The sequence below is a fragment of the Rubritalea spongiae genome (genome assembly GCF_042652385.1).
Taxonomy (GTDB): domain Bacteria; phylum Verrucomicrobiota; class Verrucomicrobiia; order Verrucomicrobiales; family Akkermansiaceae; genus Rubritalea; species Rubritalea spongiae.
In genome coordinates this window covers 1,080,003-1,100,413 of the sequence record NZ_JBHSJM010000001.1, presented here as the reverse complement: position 1 = coordinate 1,100,413, position 20,411 = coordinate 1,080,003, and the positions used below count along the sequence as shown (strand labels likewise).

At 49.6% G+C, this 20,411-nt stretch carries 17 protein-coding genes and 2 pseudogenes; 7 read left to right on the top strand and 12 right to left on the bottom strand.

The annotated features are described in order from the left end of the window. Positions 1 to 60: 60 nt before the first annotated feature. The 4 genes and pseudogenes from ACFPK9_RS05185 (at position 61) to ACFPK9_RS05170 (ending at position 4,369) form a co-directional block, all read left to right on the top strand. Positions 61 to 756, top strand: coding sequence for a YggS family pyridoxal phosphate-dependent enzyme (locus ACFPK9_RS05185; protein ID WP_377093724.1), 696 nt, complete (start codon positions 61 to 63; stop codon positions 754 to 756). A 114-nt stretch (positions 757 to 870) separates the two neighbouring features. Further along, positions 871 to 1,524 (top strand): annotated as a pseudogene (locus ACFPK9_RS05180) (IS1595 family transposase). Positions 1,525 to 1,548: 24 nt separating this feature from the next. After that, positions 1,549 to 2,637 carry a Gfo/Idh/MocA family protein gene (locus tag ACFPK9_RS05175; protein ID WP_377096552.1) on the top strand — a complete coding sequence of 363 codons (1,089 nt, stop codon included), beginning with the start codon at positions 1,549 to 1,551 and terminating at the stop codon, positions 2,635 to 2,637. A 211-nt stretch (positions 2,638 to 2,848) separates the two neighbouring features. After that, positions 2,849 to 4,369 carry a sulfatase family protein gene (locus ACFPK9_RS05170; protein WP_377093723.1) on the top strand — a complete coding sequence of 507 codons (1,521 nt, stop codon included), beginning with the start codon at positions 2,849 to 2,851 and terminating at the stop codon, positions 4,367 to 4,369. Positions 4,370 to 4,464: 95 nt separating this feature from the next. On the opposite strand, the pseudogene ACFPK9_RS05165 reads toward ACFPK9_RS05170, so the two are convergent. Further along, positions 4,465 to 4,596, bottom strand: a pseudogene (locus ACFPK9_RS05165) (hypothetical protein); the annotation flags it as partial. Positions 4,597 to 5,096: 500 nt separating this feature from the next. After that, positions 5,097 to 7,289 carry an NADP-dependent isocitrate dehydrogenase gene (locus tag ACFPK9_RS05160; protein WP_377093722.1) on the bottom strand — a complete coding sequence of 731 codons (2,193 nt, stop codon included), beginning with the start codon at positions 7,287 to 7,289 and terminating at the stop codon, positions 5,097 to 5,099. 183 nt (positions 7,290 to 7,472) lie between these two features. On the opposite strand from ACFPK9_RS05160, the gene ACFPK9_RS05155 reads away from it, so the two are divergent. Further along, positions 7,473 to 8,213 (top strand): hypothetical protein, encoded by a 741-nt coding sequence (locus tag ACFPK9_RS05155; RefSeq protein ID WP_377093721.1) that lies wholly within the window; start codon positions 7,473 to 7,475, stop codon positions 8,211 to 8,213. 548 nt (positions 8,214 to 8,761) lie between these two features. On the opposite strand, the gene ACFPK9_RS05150 is transcribed toward ACFPK9_RS05155, so the two are convergent. The 8 genes from ACFPK9_RS05150 to ACFPK9_RS05115 all read right to left on the bottom strand — a co-directional run bounded on the left by ACFPK9_RS05150 (position 8,762) and on the right by ACFPK9_RS05115 (position 15,994). Beyond that, positions 8,762 to 9,112: a DUF2288 family protein gene (locus ACFPK9_RS05150; protein WP_377093719.1), complete on the bottom strand. Its 351-nt coding sequence runs from the start codon at positions 9,110 to 9,112 to the stop codon at positions 8,762 to 8,764. 71 nt (positions 9,113 to 9,183) lie between these two features. Beyond that, complete coding sequence (locus ACFPK9_RS05145; protein ID WP_377093717.1) at positions 9,184 to 9,930, bottom strand: metallophosphoesterase; 747 nt, start codon at positions 9,928 to 9,930, stop codon at positions 9,184 to 9,186. 28 nt (positions 9,931 to 9,958) lie between these two features. Then, complete coding sequence (tal, locus tag ACFPK9_RS05140) at positions 9,959 to 10,915, bottom strand: transaldolase (protein WP_377093715.1); 957 nt, start codon at positions 10,913 to 10,915, stop codon at positions 9,959 to 9,961. Between the two features lie 191 nt (positions 10,916 to 11,106). Beyond that, entirely contained in the window at positions 11,107 to 12,132 is a 1,026-nt protein-coding gene (gene plsX / locus ACFPK9_RS05135; RefSeq protein ID WP_377093713.1) for a phosphate acyltransferase PlsX, read from the bottom strand. A gap of 115 nt (positions 12,133 to 12,247) precedes the next feature. Continuing rightward, positions 12,248 to 12,430, bottom strand: a complete 183-nt coding sequence (gene rpmF, locus ACFPK9_RS05130) for a 50S ribosomal protein L32 (RefSeq protein WP_377093710.1) — start codon at positions 12,428 to 12,430, stop codon at positions 12,248 to 12,250. A 29-nt stretch (positions 12,431 to 12,459) separates the two neighbouring features. Further along, the gene (locus ACFPK9_RS05125; RefSeq protein ID WP_377093708.1) at positions 12,460 to 12,954 is read right to left on the bottom strand and encodes a YceD family protein; all 495 of its coding nucleotides are present in this window, start codon (positions 12,952 to 12,954) and stop codon (positions 12,460 to 12,462) included. Between the two features lie 60 nt (positions 12,955 to 13,014). After that, positions 13,015 to 14,889, bottom strand: a complete 1,875-nt coding sequence (locus ACFPK9_RS05120; protein ID WP_377093707.1) for a SulP family inorganic anion transporter — start codon at positions 14,887 to 14,889, stop codon at positions 13,015 to 13,017. Between the two features lie 4 nt (positions 14,890 to 14,893). Next, a complete protein-coding gene (locus tag ACFPK9_RS05115; protein WP_377093705.1) occupies positions 14,894 to 15,994 on the bottom strand; it encodes an LptF/LptG family permease in 1,101 nt (366 codons plus the stop codon). Between the two features lie 125 nt (positions 15,995 to 16,119). Here ACFPK9_RS05115 and aat point away from each other — a divergent pair, with 125 nt between their 5' ends. Then, positions 16,120 to 16,695: a leucyl/phenylalanyl-tRNA--protein transferase gene (gene aat / locus ACFPK9_RS05110; RefSeq protein ID WP_377093703.1), complete on the top strand. Its 576-nt coding sequence runs from the start codon at positions 16,120 to 16,122 to the stop codon at positions 16,693 to 16,695. A gap of 105 nt (positions 16,696 to 16,800) precedes the next feature. Continuing rightward, positions 16,801 to 16,965, top strand: a complete 165-nt coding sequence (gene ykgO / locus ACFPK9_RS05105) for a type B 50S ribosomal protein L36 (protein ID WP_105041962.1) — start codon at positions 16,801 to 16,803, stop codon at positions 16,963 to 16,965. Positions 16,966 to 17,055: 90 nt separating this feature from the next. On the opposite strand, the gene ACFPK9_RS05100 is transcribed toward ykgO, so the two are convergent. Both ACFPK9_RS05100 and ptsP read right to left on the bottom strand, forming a co-directional pair. Next, on the bottom strand, positions 17,056 to 18,531 hold the full coding sequence (locus ACFPK9_RS05100) for a carboxypeptidase M32 (RefSeq protein ID WP_377093702.1): 1,476 nt from the start codon (positions 18,529 to 18,531) through the stop codon (positions 17,056 to 17,058). Between the two features lie 48 nt (positions 18,532 to 18,579). Next, a complete protein-coding gene (gene ptsP / locus ACFPK9_RS05095; protein ID WP_377093701.1) occupies positions 18,580 to 20,355 on the bottom strand; it encodes a phosphoenolpyruvate--protein phosphotransferase in 1,776 nt (591 codons plus the stop codon). Positions 20,356 to 20,411 lie beyond the last annotated feature (56 nt).

Here is a 20,411-nt window from a genome sequence, read left to right as displayed (position 1 = left end):
GAAGCTCTGTTATAGTTAAAAGGAATTGCCTTTTTAGAGTGAGCTGGAGAGGATGTGGGTATGACTGATGTGGCGCAGAATTTGGTTGAGGTGCAAGGGCTAGTGAAGGCGGCCGCGGAACGTGTCGGGCGTTCTGTAGATGAAGTGACGCTGGTGGCAGTTTCTAAGACGTGGCCGGTGGAGCATGTTCAGCTTGCTGTCGATGCGGGTCAGAAAATTTTAGGTGAAAATAAGCTACAAGAGGGGCAGGTAAAGATTCCAGCGATGGATCAGAGTCTCGAGTGGCATTTTATCGGCGGTCTACAGCGTAATAAGGTCCGTAAGGTTTTAGGTTTGTTTCAGTGTGTGCATAGTATCGATTCGCTTAAACTCGCGCGTTATGCCGATGGTGTGGCGGCGGATATGGGCGTGAAGCCAAAAGTGCTCTTGCAGGTCAATATTGGTGCTGAGTTAAGTAAAGGGGGGTTCGAACTTGATGAGATTCGCGAGAGTTTCGCGGAGGTTATGCAATTAGGGAATCTGGATGTGAAAGGGCTCATGTGTATTCCTCCAGCAGTTTCTACGCCAGATCAGGCGCGGCCATTTTTCAAGGCGATGGTGACGCTGCGCGATGAGCTTGCGAGCCAGCACGGTGTGGATTTGCCTGAACTAAGCATGGGAATGAGTGGCGATTTTGAAGTCGCTATTGAGGAAGGGGCGACGATGGTGCGCGTGGGGAGCTCGATCTTTGGAGGTCGGAGTTATCCTGTTGGTTGAGGTTTGCTCAGTTTCGGATGTACTTCGGGAATGCGGGTTCCTAGTTTTTGGAATGGAAAAGAAATTGGGGCTGTCCTAGCTAAGCGGGTTTAAATACGTTAAATAGGACAGAAAATGTATCAGAGAAAAAGTAGACTATCTCCACGCAAACAAGGAGAGTTGATAAAGCTATTTGTAGCTGGCGCAACGGCTCATGCTTCGGCTGAAATAGTTGGTGTTCATCGTAATACTGCAGCTACTTTTTTTATGAGATTACGACAGCTTATTGCATCTAAATTACCGAGCTATGAATTAGATGGAGAAGTCGAAGTAGATGAGAGTTACTTCGGCTGAGTTCGAAAAGGTAAGCGAGGTCGAGGCGCAGGTGGGAAAGTTGATGTATTTGGCTTACTTAAAAGAGGTTGCAAGGTTTTAGGTGCCATTATCAATAATGCTAAGACTGATACTTTAATGCCTATTATGCGCGAAAAAGTGAAGCCTGATAGCGTTGTTTATACAGATCAATTTAAGGCTTATAATGCATTAGATGTTAGCGAATTTCATCACCATAGAATCAATCATTCTAAACTCTTTGCGAATGAGAAGAATCACATCAACGGTATTGAGAATTTTTGGAACCAAGCTAAGAGGCACTTACGCCGTTTCAACGGTATCAAAAAAGAGAATTTTTATTGGTTTTTAAAAGAGTGCGAATGGCGCTTCAATGGAGGAGACCATAAAAGTCTCCTCAACCAGCTTAAATACTGGTGTAAACAATCTCACCACTAGCGCTTAGCTAGGACAGCACCAAGAATCTTTATTGCTCGTCGTCCGTTCATTAAAACAGCCATAAGAGCTGGGCTTGCCACGTCATTTGCTCATGGGGCAGCAGCTGAGCGAAAGAAGTTAGGTTGGGCATTGGTCGGGCTGAGCCGATTGAGCGCGAGCCGGATTGCTCCCGCGTTGCTTAAGACGCAGCATGCGCACTTGATTGGTATTGTGACTGGTACTAAGGAGAAGGCGGCGGAGTGGCAGAAGAAGTATGGGATCGCAGACAGTGGTGTGTACGACTATGACAGTCTTGACCGTATCGTAGAGAATCCTGCGATTGATGTCGTGTTTATCGTTTTGCCGAACTCGATGTATTGTGAGTTTGCATTGCGGGCGGCGAAGGCTGGGAAGCATGTGTTTATGGAGAAGCCGATGGCGACTTCGTCAGAAGAATGTCGGAAGATGATAGCGGCTAGTGAAGAGGCGGGAGTGAAGCTCGGAATGGGATATCAATTGCAGTTCGAGCCGTATCACATTGAGGCGATTCGGTTTGCGAATGATGAGGTTTTTGGCAAAGTCCAGCATATGGAAGCAGGGTTTGGTGTGCGCATGCGTGGTGGTGACGAATGGCGGCTGAAGAAGGCGATGGGAGGTGGAGATCTGTTAGGTCTGGGAGTGTGCGTGATTCAGGCAGCACGTTATATTTTTGGAGAAGAGCCGAGTGAGGTGAGTGCGATGGAGACGAAGACGGATCCTAACAAATTCTCGGAAGTGGATGAGACAATCACTTGGATGATGCGCTTTCCGTCGGGCAAGACGGCAAATCTATACACTTCCTTTAACATGCCGGGGTATAATCGACTGACTGTCTTTGCCGAGAAAGGGCGCTTTGGCATTGAACCTTGTTTTGCGATTGGGAAGCAACGCGGGTGGACGTCGGATACGAAGGTGCCTTTCGAATTTCCTCAGACGGACCATTTCGAGGTGCAGATGGATTTATTTTCTGAATCAATTTTGCAGGGTAAAGAGTGGAAGGTCGATGGCAGCGAAGGGCTCAAGGATCACTTGGTGATGGATGCGATTTTTCAATCGATTCAGAGCGGGAAAGTGGAGTCGGTGGGGAAGGCGTGAGACGTATTTTGTCTAATGAAAAAGCGCTGCCGATTTCTCGACAGCGCTTTTTGATCTAGAAGCTATGGCTGCTTGCAGAAGTGACAATGAAGAGGGCGCTAGAGCTGAGCATACGGGGAAAGCGACTGTATTTAATGGATTTTGCAGATATGGATTTATGTTGCTCAGCAAGATAGATCGGATCGCCTATTCCTGTACATAGAGATGAGATATGAAACATAAGAGAATCTATCAAATCGCAGCTATTGGGCTGGTGCTTAGCTGTAAAGTTGCTGCGAATCAAACTTCATCTGTTGAATCGCCAAAACCGAATGTCGTATTTATCTTTGCTGATGATATGGGTTATGGAGAAGTTCAAGCTCTTAATCCGCAGTGGGGTAAGATCCCAACACCCAATCTTGACCGTTTGGTCAAGGAGGGAATGACTTTTACAGATGCTCACACGACCTCATCTGTCTGTACTCCTTCGCGCTACGGCTTGTTGTCGGGGCGCTATAGCTGGAGAACGACTCTGCAGACCTTCGTTTTGGGGGATGGAGATGCACCGTTAATCGCTGAAGATAGAATGACATTGGGTCACCTATTTCGTGAGCAAGGCTATCACACTGCGATTTTGGGTAAATGGCATCTAGGTTTTACGAATGTTGTTCCGGATGAGCTCAAAGGAGTGCCGAAGCCTAAGAAAACGGCAGAGCGATATGTTGGACCAGTACCGGTTGGTAGCAAAGTGCCTGATGGCCCTATTACACGGGGCTTTGATGAATACTTTGGCTGGCACCATGCTCGTAGTATGTCGAGTTTGATTAGTGGTGACACCTACATTGAAGAAGTCGACATCGTGGATGTGTTGCCTCGACAGAATAAGGAAGTGAGTCGCTACATCGACCAGAAATCTGCCGATGCCAAAGCAGGGAATCCGTTTTTTCTGTATGTGCCGATCAGCTCTCCACACGCACCCATTGTTCCCGCTGCTAAGTGGAAGGGAAAAGGCGGGCTCGGTGATGACTATAGTGACTTTATCGCCCAGACTGATAGTTTCATCGGAGATGTGTCTGCTGCACTGGAGCGCAACGGTTTAACAGAGAATACAATTCTTATTTTTAGTGCAGATAATGGAAGTTCTGCGAATAGGGCGTCTTCTGAGAAGTTGGGGCATCGTTCGCATGCGCAATTTAGAGGAGCGAAGGGGGCTTTAGAAGAAGGAGGGCATCGCGTGCCGTTTATCGTTCGCTGGCCAGCACAGGTGAAGGAGGGTTCGATTTCGAATCAATTGATTTGCTTATCAGACATGATGGAAACATTTGCTGAAATGTTTGCGGTCGAGCTTCCTGACACGGCTGCCGAAGATAGTATCAGCTTTCTGCCAGTTTTTTATGGGAAGCCTGTAGAGAGCCCACGGGTGGATGTCGTGCATCACTCGAAAGATGGTTTTTTCGGGATCCGTCAAGGGGACTGGAAGCTATTGCTTCAAAAGCCAAAAGGTGGTGATCAAGATGTGTCGATGCAGCTGTACAACTTGAAAGACGATATTGCTGAAAAATACAACCTGATTACGCAGCATCCGGAGAAGGCTGAGAGTATGCTCGCTCTTCTAAAAACCTATGTAGCAGACGGGCGCAGTACCCCAGGTGAGGCACAGGAAAATGATGCAGAGATTGATCTGTGGAAGAAAAAAAAGGTGAAGTCCTCGCAGAGTAAAGAAAAGCGCAACAATAAAAATAAGGAAAAGTAGGTTACTTATTTTGGTGCAGAAAACGAAAAAGTGAAGGCGCGGCTGGGTAATGTGAATCACATGTCAATAAAGTTCAGTATGGGGGTGAGCGGCGATTATGAGGTCTCAATAGAAGAAGGTGCGATGATAGCGTTGTAGGTCGCGGATGGGCGCATGATGGCGGAAGTTTTTTCGTCGTCGAAGAGGTAGTAATCGCCGAGATTGGTTGCTGGTTTTTGCGTAGAGTTATCTATCGATCTAACAGATTTGTTTGACGTTCGGCATGTTAGGTTATATCTGATTTGAGTAATTCAACGTTTTGCAATTATGATCGACGATAAAGCTAGAGCTGAAATTCTCAAGATGGTGAAGAAAGGGATGACTGCTGAAACTATTCATCTCTAACTTCAGAAAAAAGGGTATGATCATCCAATGTTCATGGTGAGCGAGGAGGTGAATCGTTCAGGTTTTACTGGTGCTCTGATTGAGAATAGTACTCGGAAGTTGTTACACCTTTGGGTGAAAATTCCTCTCGCTCTCTTTTGTGCGTACGTAATTTTATTATACCAATGCCGAAAATTATTATTTATCCTATAGGTTTTGGTCTTCTTATCTCAGCTTGGTATAATTGTTAGTTGATGAATAAAAAAGCGCTGCCGATTGCTCGACAGCGCTTTTTGAAAATTCTTAGAAGAGGCTTCCAGCCTCTTGATGAAACTGAAAAGCGGCTGGATGCCGCTTTTACGGTTTAGCCAAGCTTAGCGATGATCGCGTTGTAGGTCGCGGATGGGCGCATGATGGCGGAAGTCTTTTCGTCGTCGAAGAGGTAGTAACCACCGAGGTCGGCTGCTGGGCCTTGTGCGGAGTTGAGTTCGTTTACGATAGTTTCTTCGTTGTCGGCGAGCTCTTTAGCGATTGGAGCGAATGCTGCTTGGAGGTCAGCGTCTTCGGTTTGTGCAGCGAGTGCTTCTGCCCAGTATGTCGCGAGGTAGAAGTGGGAACCACGATTGTCGAGTTCGCCTACTTTGCGTGATGGTGACTTGTCGTTTTGAAGGAACTTCTCAGTTGCTTCGTCGAGTGTTTTACCAAGTACTGCCGCTTTCGGGTTGTTGTACGCGGTAGCGAGGTGCTCGTAAGAAACGGCTGTGGCGAGGAACTCACCGAGGGAGTCCCAGCGGAGGTGGTTTTCCTTTTCAACTTGCTGGACGTGCTTAGGAGCGGAGCCGCCTGCACCGGTTTCGAAGAGGCCGCCGCCGTTCATGAGAGGAACGATGGAGAGCATTTTCGCTGATGTGCCGAGTTCGAGGATCGGGAAGAGGTCAGTGAGGTAGTCGCGGAGGACGTTGCCTGTGACAGAGATGGTGTCTTGGCCAGCCTTGGTGCGCGCGAGGGTGAACTCGGTTGCTTCGGTAGGTGCCATGATGTGGATTTCGAGGCCTTCGGTGTCGTGATCGAGAAGGTAGGTGCCGACTTTTTTGATGAGTTCAGCGTCGTGTGCACGAGTTTCGTCGAGCCAGAAGACGGCAGGTGTGTCGGTAGCGCGAGCGCGTGTGACAGCGAGTTTGACCCAGTCTTTGATCGGTGCGTCTTTGGCTTGGCATGCACGCCAGATGTCGCCTTCTTCTACGCTGTGTTCGGTGAGGACATTGCCATCAGAATCGATGACTTTGACGACGCCGTCAGCTGGGATTTCAAATGTTTTGTCGTGGGAACCGTATTCTTCTGCTTTTTGCGCCATGAGACCAACGTTAGGGACGGTGCCCATAGTGGTTGGGTCGAATGCGCCGTGCTCGCGGCAGAAGTCGATAGTGGCAGCGTAGACGCCTGCATAGGAGGAGTCAGGGATGACTGCTTTGGTGTCCTGTTGCTCGCCGGCTGCGTTCCACATTTGGCCAGATGTACGGATCATGGCTGGCATAGAGGCGTCGATGATGACGTCGGATGGAACGTGGAGGTTGGTGATGCCTTTGTCGGAATCAACCATGGCAACTGCTGGAGCGGCGGCGTAGCATGCTTCGATGTCGGCTTCGATTTCAGCCTTTTTCTCAGCAGGAAGGGAGTCGAGCTTGGAGACGAGGTCGCCGAAGCCGTTCTTGGTGTTGACGCCGAGTTCGGCGATGGTGTCAGCGTGCTTGGTAAAGACTGGCTTGTAGAATACTTCAACGCCGTGGCCGAAGATGATTGGGTCAGAGACCTTCATCATGGTGGCTTTCATATGGAGTGAGAAGAGGACGTCTTTTGCTTTCGCGTCTGCGACTTCTTGCTCGAGGAAGGAGATAAGCGCCTTCTTGCTCATGAATGTGGAGTCGAATACTTCACCTTCTAGAAGTGGGATGGATGGCTTGAGTACTGTTTCAGTGCCGTCAGTAGCTGTGAAAACGATTTTTGCGTCTGTTGCTTTTTCGAGAGTGACGGATTGCTCGTTTGCTCGGAAGTCATTTTCACTCATGGTGGAGACGTGAGACTTAGAGTCTTTTGACCAGGCGCCCATGCGGTGTGGGTTTACCTTAGCGTAGTTTTTTACTGCTTTTGGTGCGCGGCGGTCGGAGTTGCCTTCGCGGAGGACTGGGTTGACTGCGGAGCCTTTGATTTTTGAGTAGCGTTCTTCTGCGTCTTCGTAGTTTGGGATGTCGTATCCAGCTGCTTGAAGTTCAGCGATGGCTGCTTTCAGCTGTGGCACAGATGCGGAAATGTTAGGAAGCTTGATGATGTTGGCTTCAGGAGTCTTGGCGAGTTCGCCGAGCTCGGCGAGCGCGTCTCCGATTTTTTGATCTTCCGTGAGATTTTCGGGGAAAGTAGCAATGATGCGGCCAGCGAGTGAGATGTCGCGAGTTTCAACGCCGACGCCTGCTGTCTTTGAAAATGCTTCGATGACGGGGAGGAGTGAGTAGGTCGCGAGTGCTGGAGCCTCGTCTGTCTTGGTGTAAATAATAGTAGACATAAGAAATGATCAATTGATGGCGCGGGGTTTAGAATATTCTGATGGGAACCACAAGGGGGAATTGAGACTGCCAAATGATTTGTGAATGAGAGGAATTCATAATTTTGGTGAAAGCATAGGGAATTCCAGAAAAACGCTGATAAAGTAATGGGCTAGGTCGTTTGAATTTGTTTAAAAATGCTTATGCAAGCTGTTAGCACGCGTAAATCAATTATCCCAAAGTCGTGGAATGTGTCGCCGACTATCCGGCATCGAGTTGGCGAAGATGTAGGGCGTCAGAGGTTAATAGAGGAAGATGGGCAGATTTTAGTGATCTTGCATCAGGTTCCCAATGTTGAGGAGAAGAGTCTGCGTGAAGCTGCATTATTTTGGTGTGATGAGGCGGGGGATTGGAAATCCTTGCCTAGCTCAGGAGGGAAATCTGAATTAAAGACTTTGGTGAATGATTATCAGCGCAAGTTTGCGGAGTTAGATCAGTTGTTAGAATCCGCAGAAGATCCAGCTGTGATCCACGATGTTATTGATAATGCGACTCCAGTGTTGCGAGCGGGGCGACATGCGACTCAAGTTTTGAGCGAGTTGCGTAAGGCTTTAAGGGACGATTTAGATATCTTGGCCACGCGAGATTTAGCGGTGAATATGGAGCGGAATGGGGACTTGTTGTTGCAAGATGCGAAGTCGAGTTTGGAATATCTCATTGCTAAGAACGCAGCGGCTCAGGCGAAGGATGCTCAAAAGGCGGCGAAGGAGGCGCAAAAACTAAATCGCTTAGCGGCGTTCTTTTTTCCATTGATGACATTGGCTGCGATTTTGGGAATGAATGCTCCTTCCACCATGTTAGGGAATGGGAATATTTGGTTGGTTGTGGTGGTTGGATTAGCCCTCGGTGGAATTGTCCGCGCTGTGTTAAAAGGGTCTGAATGAGTTTAAATTGTAACTTAGTTAGAGATGTATAATTGTTAGCGCTGGTGATTTTGGTTGGAAGCTTGGTAGCCGTGCTATGTTTCCAAAATGAATGCTTTGGAACCTCAGAATAAATCACTTAACTATGAAAATTTTTACGTGTTTTCAGCTTCGACGATCGATAATCGAAACTTTTTCGGAAACAGCCATCAGGGGAGTTTCCTGCACGACTCGTTGCTAAAGTTATCGCAATAATATGGTTGGACATTGCATACGTGGTCGGTTTTGCCGATCAATGTGGCTTTGTCGCCAAGACTTCAGAGTTGGGCGCAGCGAACCTGAAGCGTTTTGAAAAACACCTTTTGAGGAGCAGTAAGAGCTTTGTTAATCTGCTAGATAACCAGCGAGGGAGAAGAGTATGGCAAGCTGGTGCGGCTCAGGCAGCGGATAAATGGTCATCGTACGAAAACTGTCTCGAAGAAGTGCACGCCATACCTATAGTGCATGGCTAGTGCATAGTGCGGAGAAGTACCCGTGGGGTTTCGTGCGAACTACGTGCTGCACGCGAGTTATGAATCGCTCTGAGCAAGTGGCTGAGCGAGTACGAATGGATTGACGACAACGGCGGTGAAGCGGGTTTTGTCATACTCCCACCAATCGGCGTGGAGAGATGAGGGCTTGACGAGGTCAGCCTTTTTCATCCAAGCGTTGACTTTCTCTTTGTCGTCATCGGTAAAGGCTTTAGCGACTTCTGCGAGTTCGAGCGTGGGGTCGACGTAGATCATGGCGCCTGACTTGTAGTGAGGGCGAAGGTAGGACCAATCGACATCGCCGGTGTACTTTGCCACTTTTTCTTCTTGGCTCATGGCGTCATCGCCGAGCATTCCATATTCCATTGGGCCTGTATTTTTTTCGCTCATGGTGTGGTGTGCTAAAATAGTTGATTGGTGTGAGTTATAGGAATCTTATAACTCGGTGGAGAAAGTTGTCGCTACAATGCGGGGAGTGGTGGGAGGACACTACGTTTGACGTATTCCCAAGCTTCGAGTTCGGCGCAGCAGCGGTAGCGAATGGGGCCAACGTTACTTTCGAGTGGGACGTGGTAATGGCCAAAAGCAATAGTGCGGGCCTGGCTAGCAACGAGTATGTCGCTGAGGAGTTGACGTTCAGCGAGGACGTCAGTTTTGAGCGAGGGGTCATTTTTCTGATAGAACTCAAAGGTTTCAGTGTCTCGCTCGGGTCCAGGCTTGGCCTCGATAGGTCCAGCGTGGGTGATTAGGATGTCTGCGCGACCGTATGAGTCGACTATGCGTTCTACCTGTTCAAGAGCGGAGGCTTGGACGCCTTCTTTGTTCCACCAATTGTGGCCGTCAAGTCTGTCGGGGTGGCTACGGTCGAGAGAGATCGCGCCGCCGACGAGGATGGCGTGGACGTTGCCAATTTTTAAGCGGTCGACATCACGTGCAATACGGATGTTTCTGAGTTGTGAGTTCCATTCCTCACGTTGGGTTTGCCAGATGTCTGGGTTGTCGTGGTTGCCACGAATGAGCCAGACTTGCTGGCCGCGTTCCGTGGCAACTTGATCGACATCTGAAAGGCACTCTGCAGTGCGCGAGTCAGGGAATCCTAGCCCGATATCGCCAACGCAGATGATTTGTGCTCCGGTCGGGAGCTCATTGAGTTTGTTGGCGAGCTTGGAAAATTTTCCATGGATGTCGCCTATTGTGTAGAGTGCCATTGTGGTATCTTTTAATCGATGTGTTCGATTAGATACGGTCGGTGATGAGCTTTTCTAGCTTAACAATGTCAGCTGAGAATGCGCGAATGCCTTCGGCAGTTTTTTCAGTAGCCATTGCGTCTTCATTGAACATGAAGCGGAATGCTTTTTCATCGAGGGAGATTTTTTCGATGTCAGCTTCGGCTGCTTTTGCTGGGTCGAGTTTCAGTTCAACTTCACCGCTCGCATCTTTTAGTTGTTGGAGGAGTGCTGGACTAATTGTGAGTAGATCGCAACCAGATAGTTCAATGATTTGGCTCACATTTCTGAATGATGCGCCCATGACCTCGGTCTTGTAGCCGAACTTTTTGTAGTAGTTGAAAATTTGGGAGACGGATTGTACGCCTGGATCTTCTGCGCCTGTGTACTCAACGCCGTTTTTAGCTTTGTACCAATCGTAAATGCGGCCCACGAATGGGGAGATGAGTTGAACATTAGCTTCTGCACATGCGACTGCTTGAGCCATGGAGAAGAGGAGAGTGAGGTTGCAGCGGATGCCTTCTTTTTCAAGTTCTTCAGCAGCTTTGATGCCTTCCCAGGTGGAAGCGATCTTAATGAGTACGCGCTCGCGGCTGATGCCTTCTGCTTCGTACGCTGCGATGAGTTGGTGTGCTTTGGCAACTGTGCTTGCAGCGTCGAATGAGAGACGTGCATCAACTTCTGTGGAGACGCGGCCTGGGACGACTTTGAGGATTTCAAGGCCGAAGAGAATGAGTAGGCGGTCGATGATCGCTTCAGTCTTAGCATCGCCAGAGAGGTCTGAGTCTGCAAATTCTGCTACAGCCTTGTCTACGAGGGCGGAGTACTCAGCTTGCTGAGATGCTTTAAGGATGAGGGATGGGTTAGTTGTCGCGTCTTGTGGTGTGTATTCAGCGATGGATTGGAAGTCACCAGTGTCAGCTACGATGGTGGTGTAGCCCTTTAGAGATTCGAGTTGGTTGGACATAGAGCGTTCTTTTTCAGTATAGTGTTCAATAAGTCAAGCACTGCTAGGGAGTGCGGTAGTTGAATTGCGGAGCATTCCTGTTGGATTGCGCTGCAGGAAGGTAGTTCTGGATGGCGAAGGAATCTATTCTTTTTTGCGTCACATTATTGTTAAAATGACGCCAAAAGTTTTGGGATGGTGAGACAAACTGTTTAGGCGAGTGCTTCGAGTGCTTCGAGTGCTTGTTCGATGTGTGGGTTGACACTTTGCTCAACGGTTTCCATGCCGACGCGGATAGCGTTTTGCATGGCGAGAGCTGAAGATCCACCGTGAGCGATGATGCAGACGCCGTTCACCCCGAGCAGCGGGCTGCCGCCGTAGGATTCGTAGGACGAGCGTTGCTTAACCGCTTTGAAGACTCCACGTGACATCGCGGCGCCGAGGACACGGAATGGATTACGTTTAAATTCGAGTTTTAGCCATTTAGACATGGCTTTTGCTGTTGCCTCGCAGGATTTTAAAATGATGTTGCCCGTGAAGCCATCGCAGAGAGCGACGTCAATTTTGGTTTCAAAGAGGTCGTGGCCTTCGATATTTCCTTTAAAGGTGAAGGGGCAATTGTTGTTTTTTTGAAGTTCTTTGAGGATGGCGAATGTTTCTTTGGTGAGCGTATTACCTTTTTCGTCTTCTTCGCCGTTGGACATGAGGCCGACCACTGGATTCTTTACGCCCATGACGTGGTTGGAATAAATAGCACCCATCACGGCGTAGGTGACGAGGTGTTTCGCGGTTGCTTCTGGATTGGCTCCGGCGTCGAGCAGGTTGCAAACTCCGTGTTCATTCGGGATCGGGCTGGCGATTCCGGCGCGTTCGACTCCCTTTAGTGTGCGCAGTTTGAGTGTGGCGGTGGCGACGGCAGCTCCTGTGTTGCCGGCGCTGACGACAGCATCTGCGGTGCCTGCTTTTACCAGCTCTGTGGCGACGGCGATGGAAGATTTTTTCTTAGAGCGCAATGTTTTGGCGCCAGACTCGTGCATTTCTACGACTTCTGGGGCGTGGACAATTTCTACGCGAGGGTCGGTGAGTTGGTGCTTTTTACATTCTTGCTTGAGCGTTTCTTCGTCTCCGACGAGGTAGATTTTCTCTATTTTGGAATAGAGGGCCAGAGCGTCTTTAGCGCCGACGATGTTAACGAGAGGGGCTTTATCACCGCCCATTGCGTCGAGTGCGATTTTCATGGGTGAAATCTATGGTCTGTCTAAGGTGTGTAAACACGAAAAAACGCGCGACAAACTTGTTGCCGCAGCGTTTTCAAAAGGCTTCGTAGCTCCGCGAGTGTTTCGCGGGAGCATTTTAGAGAGCGTCAACTTCGAGAACCTGACGGCCAGCGTAGCTGCCGCATGATGGGCAAGCGATGTGACCAGGAACGCGGCTGCCGCACTCGGAGCAGGTCTGGAGTTTAGGTGCACGCCAACGGTTAGCGCCGCGACGCATTTTCTGCTTCATTTTGGATGTTCTACGCTTTGGTACTGCCATAATCTTGGTGTCTTGAAGACGGTTAGTAGTTAGTCTTTAAATTGGTCAAGCTGATCGAGTGCATCCCATCGGTTGTCACTCTTGCTTTGGGGCGCTTCGTCTACACCATCTTCTGGGTCTTTGTCTACTGCTAAATAGCGATCGTCGATTTTACATTCGTGTGGTTCGTCGGCTTCGTCGCATCTCGGGTAGCTTGGGAAGGCCATCAAAACCTCTTCACGTAAGGCTTCGGTGAGGTTTACCGAGCTGTCATCGATTTCGTAGGACTGGCCAAATTCTTCTATAGAAATTGTTTGCACAAATTGCTGATTATCTCGAACGCAGGTGAATTTGAATGGTGAAGAGAGGAAGCCACGGACTAAAAGTTCGTCTTCAAAGCGCTGTACGGTGAGGTCGTAGTAGAGTGGTCCGACTGGTTGTGCGTCTCGCTCGGGGAGGTCATAAAGCAAGGGGTCGAGCTCACCTTGGAAGTTTTTACCTTCCTCTGGGAGGTTGACGAGTTCGATGACTAAAGATTTGTTCATGTCCCACTAGTGGCGCTGAATGGGGAGAATTTCAATGAAAAATCAACGGTTGTGGGTGCGCTATTTCTTAGAGTGCGCAGGATCGTAGAAAATCTTGATGTCGGCTTGTTTGGTGCCGAGTAGGTCTTGAGCGCGAAGCAATGCGTCTCTGGTGGAGAGGTTCGGGTTGCTTGGGGAGTAGATGAAGACGTTGGTTTCGCCTTGGGTGCGGTCACAGCCTTGCTGGATGCACTCGAGGGCTCCTGAGAGTTTGAGAACCTTGTATACCTCACGAGAGGCACCAGAGATGAGTACGTGTCTGCCTTCGCTGCGCATGTGGCGGACGAGACTTTCCATGGCCATCACGCTGGTGGCATCGAGGTGGCGGGCATTTTTAAGGCGCAGAATGATGACCTTGAGGTTGGGATCGGAGGCGGTGCGCTGGACTTGGGTGCGGAAGAGGTCAGCAGCGCCGAAGAATAGGTCGCCTTCGACGTGTACAATGGAGATTGCAGGGTTGGGGCGTTCTTTTTTTGTATCGAGTTCGCGCAGTGTCCCTTCGTCATTTATCTCGTATTCGACGAGGTGGGGTTTAGAGGCTTTACGAAGGAAAAGGGTGATGGAGAGGGCTACGCCGGCAAAGATGGCGTAGTCGAGACGGGTGAGGAGGGTGGCGGTGAAGGTGGTGAGAATGACCAGAGCGTCGTCGTGGGTGGTGCGTAGACAGATGCGGATGTTGTGACGATTGATGAGTGAGATGGCGATGCCGATGACAAGGCCTGCGAGAGCGGCCTTAGGGATGTTTTCGACGATGGGGAGTTTGATGAGAGCGTAGAAGCCGAGCAGACAGAGCAGTGAACAATAAATGGATGCGAAGCGGGATTTAGCGCCAGATTCGTAATTGAGAGCTGATCTGGTTAAGGAGGCTGATGCTGGCATTGGGGCGAGGAGGGAGGCTCCTAGATTTGCCATGCCGACGGAGAACATGTCTTGGTTGACGTCTGGTCTCTCGCCGACGCGTGAGCCGAGAGATTTGCCCATAACGGTGTTTTCCAGAGAGGCCAGAAAGGCGATGGCAAAGGCGACAGCGAAGAGGGAGGAGATGGCGTCAAAAAGTACTGAGAAGCTAGGAAAGCCGAGGATGGGGATGCTTGGGCTGAGGGAGAAGTTTGCAAAGGACTGGAAGGTGCTGATATCGGAGAAGGGAGGAGCCCAGGCCTTGAGTGCGGCAGAAATGAGGGTGGCGATGGTGAGGCAGATCGCGAAATTCGGCAGGGTTTTGAATTTCTTTTGAAGAATGAGGTAGAGGGTGAGTGTGCTGAGTCCGATGAGTAGGGGTTGCCATTGGTAGTGTTGCCAGAGGTTTATGGTGGCATCGAGGATAGAGAAGAAGGTTTTAGCTCCTCTTTCAGCCATCGGTTCGGCGATGCCGAGGAGGTGCTTCATCTGGTTGGTCATGATGAGCAGAGCTGCGCCAGTGATATAGCCGACGAGGACGCTACGGCTTACGTATTGGAGTAGATCGGCAACTTTGAAGAAGGCTCCAGCGACTGAGAGTGCTCCCACCATAAAGACGAGGAGGGGCATCATAGCCATTTTGCTGGCGAGGTCGATCTCTGGGTGGGAGACGAAGTAGGAGAACACCATGAATGCTGTGGCGTTGGTCGGACCGAGCATGGTGAAGCGTGAGCTGGAGAAGAGTGGGGCGAGAATGCCAGCAATGATGGAGCAGATGATGCCGTAGTAGATTGGCAATTCTGCGATGGCAGCGTAGGCCATGCCCTGCGGTAGCGTTAACAGGGCGACATTGAGGGCCGCTTTAGCATCTGACTGCATCGATTTGGGATGCAGGTCGCTGAGGCAATGGCGGATGGGGAGTAGATCTACGGAATTTTCTTTAAAAAACGTAGTAACATTGCGCCAGAGGTTGCGGACTGGATGCTTGTGTTTAGCCATGTGGTTATCTTCTGCGTGCGCGACGGAAGAGGTAGATGCCTATGATGAGGGCAAGAAAGTTAGGAAGCCAGTATAAAAGGGTCGAGATTTGGGTGGATTCCGAGTCGCTCTGGTTAGCGAAAATGTGGAAGAGAAAGTAGCCCATGCCGATAGCGAGTGAGAGGGCGAAGCCACTGGAGGATTCTTTTCTCCGAGTCGTCATCCCGAGCGGGACGCCAACGAGTGCGAAGGCGATACAGGCGAGTGAGTAGGAACGACGGTGGGTGATTTGATTTTTAAACTCAGCTCGTTTTTCAGGGTCAAGATCAGGAGTAGATTCGAGATAGTTGTGAATCTCTGTGTTGGTCATATAGGATGCGCGGATGCGCTTTTTTTTCTCTAGATTGAAATCAAAAATGACTGGATTGACGGCGGCGACAGAGATGGGGGTGTGGATGCCATTTTTATCGATAGTTTCGATGGTGGCGTCTTCGAGGCGCAGTTGGAGCTGGCCGAGTTCGATATCGATGGCGAGGTGTGCTTTTTCGGCATAAGTATAGAGGGTTTCTCTAAATTGGTTCTCTTGATTACCGATGTCGTGGATGTGGACGCCGTAGAGCATGTCGCCGTCGCGTTCGGTAACGTAGATGCGTTTGTCATCGAGCTGGGTTTGGACGACGCCAGGGTCGAGAAATTTGTTGGGGTCCTCTTGGACGGCTTGGATGAGGAGGTCTTTGACGTTTTGTTTGGCTTGGGGGGCGATTTGGACGTTAAGCCAGAAGCAGAAGGCAGAGAGGGTGATGGCGACGGTGAAGACCGGGATGGCAATTCTGGGTAAGCTGCGGCCGGCCATGCGCATGGCGACGAGTTCATTGTCAGCAGAGAGTCTGCCAAAGACGAGCATCACAGCAGCAAGAAAGCTGAAAGGAATGGTAAACATCAGGGAGAAGGGGAGGACACTGATGATAAATTCTAAAAAGAGATAGGGGGAGGGGTGTTGGCCAACGAAGAGGGGGCGAGCTTCTTTAAATACATTTCCTAGGAGGAATACTCCACTGAGGATCATCACCGCAAAGAGTGTGGTGGCGATGATTTGTTTTCCGATGTAACGATCAGCTGTTAGCATAGAAGTGATGAATGTTCGCAGAAGCGTGGGTTCTGTCGAGTGTAGGTTTAGGCTTTTTAACTGTGTAATTATTGTGACGTTTCGAGAACTTGCATTTTTTTCTGAAGTTCATAGAGTTCTGCCTCATGCAGCTAATTCCGCCGCAAATTTTATTAGGAGCGTACAGCGAGGGGGTTTTTCCTATGGCTGAGGGTGGGGAATTGCAGTGGTATTCACCGGTGATGCGTGGGGTGATACCAGTAGATGAAAAATTTCATATTCCGCGGGGTTTAAAGAAGGCGCTAAAGAAGCGGCCATATGTGATTCGCCGTGATACGGCATTTCGAGAGGTAATGGAAGGTTGTGCGGATCGCGATGAGACGTGGATCGATGAGAGTATCATTGAAAGCTACGTTGAGTTACACAAGTTGGGGTTTGCTCATTCAATTGAATGCTGGGACGAGGATGGTTTGCAAGGCGGCTTGTACGGGGTCCGCTATAGGGGAGCGTTTTTTGGTGAGAGTATGTTTAGTCGGAAGACTGATGCGAGTAAGATCGCATTAGTGTATTTGGTAACTTGGTTAAGGGAGTTGGGGGTGGGATTATTGGACACACAGTGGATGACTGAGCACTTGAGCCAGTTTGGTGGAGTCGAAGTGCCGCGTGATGAGTATCTGCAAATGCTAACCGCTGCAATGACTGAGCCTGCAAGAAAGGTGTAACAGGCGTAGTGCTGAAAAAGGATTTCTCAGAAAAAAGGTAGAAATTGCTTTACAAGGAAGGGTGGATCAGTACTTTGCGCCTCCCAAACAGCTAGTTTTAAAGACATGAAAGTTTTATCATCACTCGCCTCAATGAAGCGCCGCCACGAAGATTGCCAAGTGGTAAAGCGTAAGGGCACACTCTACGTAATCTGCAAGACTAACCCTAAATTTAAAGCTCGTCAGGGCACCACACGTGCGACAAAGCTTTCTAAGAAGGGCGTTAAGTAAAAAAGTTTGCTAGTTTTTCAACTAGCTACTAACAAATTTTAGAGCTTTCTCTCTTCGTTGAGAGAAAGCTTTTTTTGTTGTTTGTGATTTCTAGAGGTAGCGTTGTTTCAGATGGGCGAGGTGGTAGGCGGAGGTTGTTGCTTCGCCAGTTGCTTGCAGCATGAGATCTTGCGGGAGGTATACGCTGCCGAGGCTATGGATGTGGGTTTTCATCCAATCGAGCAGTGGGCTAAAATTGGCTTCATTGAACGCCTTCTGTATTTCAGGTTTCTGAGTTGCAGCGTGGAAGAGTTGAGAGGCGTTAAGATTACCTAAGGTGTAGGTTGGAAAATAGCCTAGACCGCCCATCGCCCAGTGAATGTCTTGGAGGCAGCCTTGTGCGTCTGATTCTGGTTGCATGCCAAAGAGTTTTTCAAAGCGTTCATTCCACGCAGCGGGGACATCATCGACTTTGAGTTCATTGTTGAGTAGGCGGCGTTCGATGTCGAAACGCAGCATGATGTGGAGATCGTAGGTGGCTTCGTCAGCGTCGACGCGGATATAGGAGTAACGAGCTTGATTGATGGTGTTTAGAAACTCTTCTAAGCTCCAGTCTTGGAGTTGGGGGAAGAGTTCTTGAGCGCATGGGAGCCAGTGCTTCCAAAAGCTAGGAGAGCGGCCGACGTGAGCTTCCCAGAGCAGCGACTGAGATTCGTGAATCCCGAGTGAGACTGCAGTTCCACTGGGGAGGCCGAAGTCGGATGAGCGCAGTCCTTGTTCGTAGAGACCGTGGCCCATTTCGTGCATCACTCCGAAAAGGGAGGAGGTGAAGTCGGTTTCGTCGTAGCGGGTGGTAAGGCGAATGTCTTGTGGCCCTAATGTGGTGCAAAATGGGTGGGTTGTCGTGTCGATTCTACCGGCGTCAAAATCGAAACCTATGGATTCAGCGATCTGCTGATTGAGTTTTATCTGGGAAGCTATAGGGAAAGAGCCTTTGAGGGAACGCGCGGCAGAGTGTTGTGATTTTGCTACAGCAGCACTCGCGAGTTGCTCGAGTTCGGGTTCGTATTGACTGAAGATTCTAACAATATCTTTGGTCTTAGCGCCTCGTTCGTAGTTATCTAACAGTGCGTCGTAGGCTTCGTCTTGATAGCCCCAGCGTTGTGCCTTTTCTTTTGATAGTTCGAGGAGTTTGCTTAAATGAGGAGCGAAGAGGGAAAAGTCAGCTTGTTTACGGGCTTCGATCCAAGCTGATTTTGCGAGTGTACAGGTCTTGGAGTCTCGTTCGACGAGGTTTTGGCTGAGTTTTTGGGAGCGATCAAATTGGTGGCGCCACTCGCGGAGATTGGCTTTTTGCAGGGTGTCTGCCGCGCCGGCGTTTTCTGCTGTTTCGAGTGACTTTTGGTAGTCGGCGCTGGTGCTGAGTTGGTGGATTTTCCCTGAGAGGTAGGAAAGTTGTTCTGCGCGATAATTGAGAGCTTTTCGCGGGAGGTTTGTTTCTTGATCCCAGTCGAGGATGGAAGAAGTGCTTTGGATGAGCGCGATTTCGCGGTGTTTTTCTGCGAGTGAGTGATAAGCTGCTGACATGCTGCTCAAGCTCTAGCAGGAATCAGTGATACTACAAGCTGAGAGCGCTTAGCTCAGCAGTTGAGGATAGTGTGCCATGGCGAAGTCGCGGGAGAGCTTCAGAATGTCTGCTGAATAGCGCATTTTTAATGCTTCGTCAGCAAGTGCAGCACATTGGGCATGAGAGATAGATCGGATTGCCTTTTTAATGCGCGGAAGTTGATGGGTGCCGACAGACATTTCATCGACCCCTAGACCGATGAGTAGAGGTGTCAGTGAGAGGTCGCTAGCCATCTCCCCACATACACCAGTCCAGATATTGTTGTCGTTCGCTGCATCAATTGTGCGTTTGATGAGGCGAATGACGGCGGGGCTGGTTGGCTTATACAGATCAGAAACGTGTTTGTTTACTCGGTCTACGGCGAGTGTGTATTGAATGAGATCGTTGGTGCCGATAGAGAAAAAGTCGACTTCTTTGGCGAGTTCATCGGCCATGATGGCGGCGGATGGCACCTCGATCATGACGCCGACTTCAATGCCGGGGTCGTAAGCTACGCCTTCTCTATCGAGTTCTTCCATACACTCTTGAAGAATGCTCTTAGCTACAATGAGTTCCCCAATGGCAGATACGAGAGGAAACATTACGCCAAGTCGCCCGTGAGCACTCGCGCGCAGGATGGCGCGGAGTTGTTCTTTGAACATCCCTATGCGAGAGAGTGATACTCTAATGCCACGCCAGCCGAGGAAAGGGTTTGGCTCGGTTTCTGGAAGCGGTTCGGCGGGAAGCTTGTCACCACCTGCATCGAGTGTGCGGATGATGGCTTGATGAGGGTAGGTGCACTTCGCCGCTTCAGAATATACTTGGTATTGAATTTCCTCAGAAGGGATTTCACCTTGGCCGAGGAGGTAGAATTCGGTGCGGAAGAGTCCGATGCCTGCAGCGCCGCTAGATTCAACTAATGGGAACTCGTGATTGAATTCAACATTAGCGGAGAGAGTGATGTCACGGCCATCAACTGTCGAGGTGTTGCGCGTGCGAATTTTTTCTAATTCACGCTCTTCAGCTTTCTTCTGGCGCTGAATCTCCTTGTAATGAGCGACTGTAGAAGGCTTCGGGTTGATAATGAGTTTACCGGCGTAGCCATCGAGAATGGTGTAGCTCAGTGCTCGGATTTCAATAATGAGTCCCTGTAGACCGACGACGGCTGGAATGCCAAGTGAGCGCGCGAGAATGGCGGTATGAGAGTTGACGCTGCCTTGTTCTGTAGCAAAACCTAAAGACCGTTTGCGGTCCATCGATACTGTGTCCGATGGAGAAAGGTCGTGGGCAATGATGATGTGGCTGTGCTCTGGGCTTTCTTCTGTAGGTGAAGAGTTTTTGTCTGAAGCGCTAAAATTTCTCAGGACACGTTGAGCGATATCGTCGATGTCGGCAGCGCGTTCGGCGAGGTAGGGGTCGTTGACTCGTCGGATCGCTTCTGCGTAGTTCTGGATGATCGCGTAGAAGCTGAATTCCGCGTTTTGTAATCTTTCACGGATCGCATGTTCTACTTTTTTTATGAGGCTGCTATCGGAGAGCAGCATGATGTGAGCTTCGAAGATCTGAGCGTCTGTTTCATCAGAAATTTCTTCGATATGCTTTTGGAGATTCGCAATTTGCTCTTTTGTTTTTTTGAGAGCGTCGCGAACACGTTGAATCTCAGTTTCGATGCGTTGTTCGCTAATTTCATATATTTCAGGTGCTTGGAGGCCTCTTGCTATGATGTGTGCCGGTGCGAAAGCTAACCCAGGAGATACGGCTGTACCTTCGAGGACTATTTCTTCATTTGTCGGAAATGCTGGCATGAAATGGAATTAGCAAAACACATTGAGCCTCATTACTTGGCTCGTGCTAGGAGGAG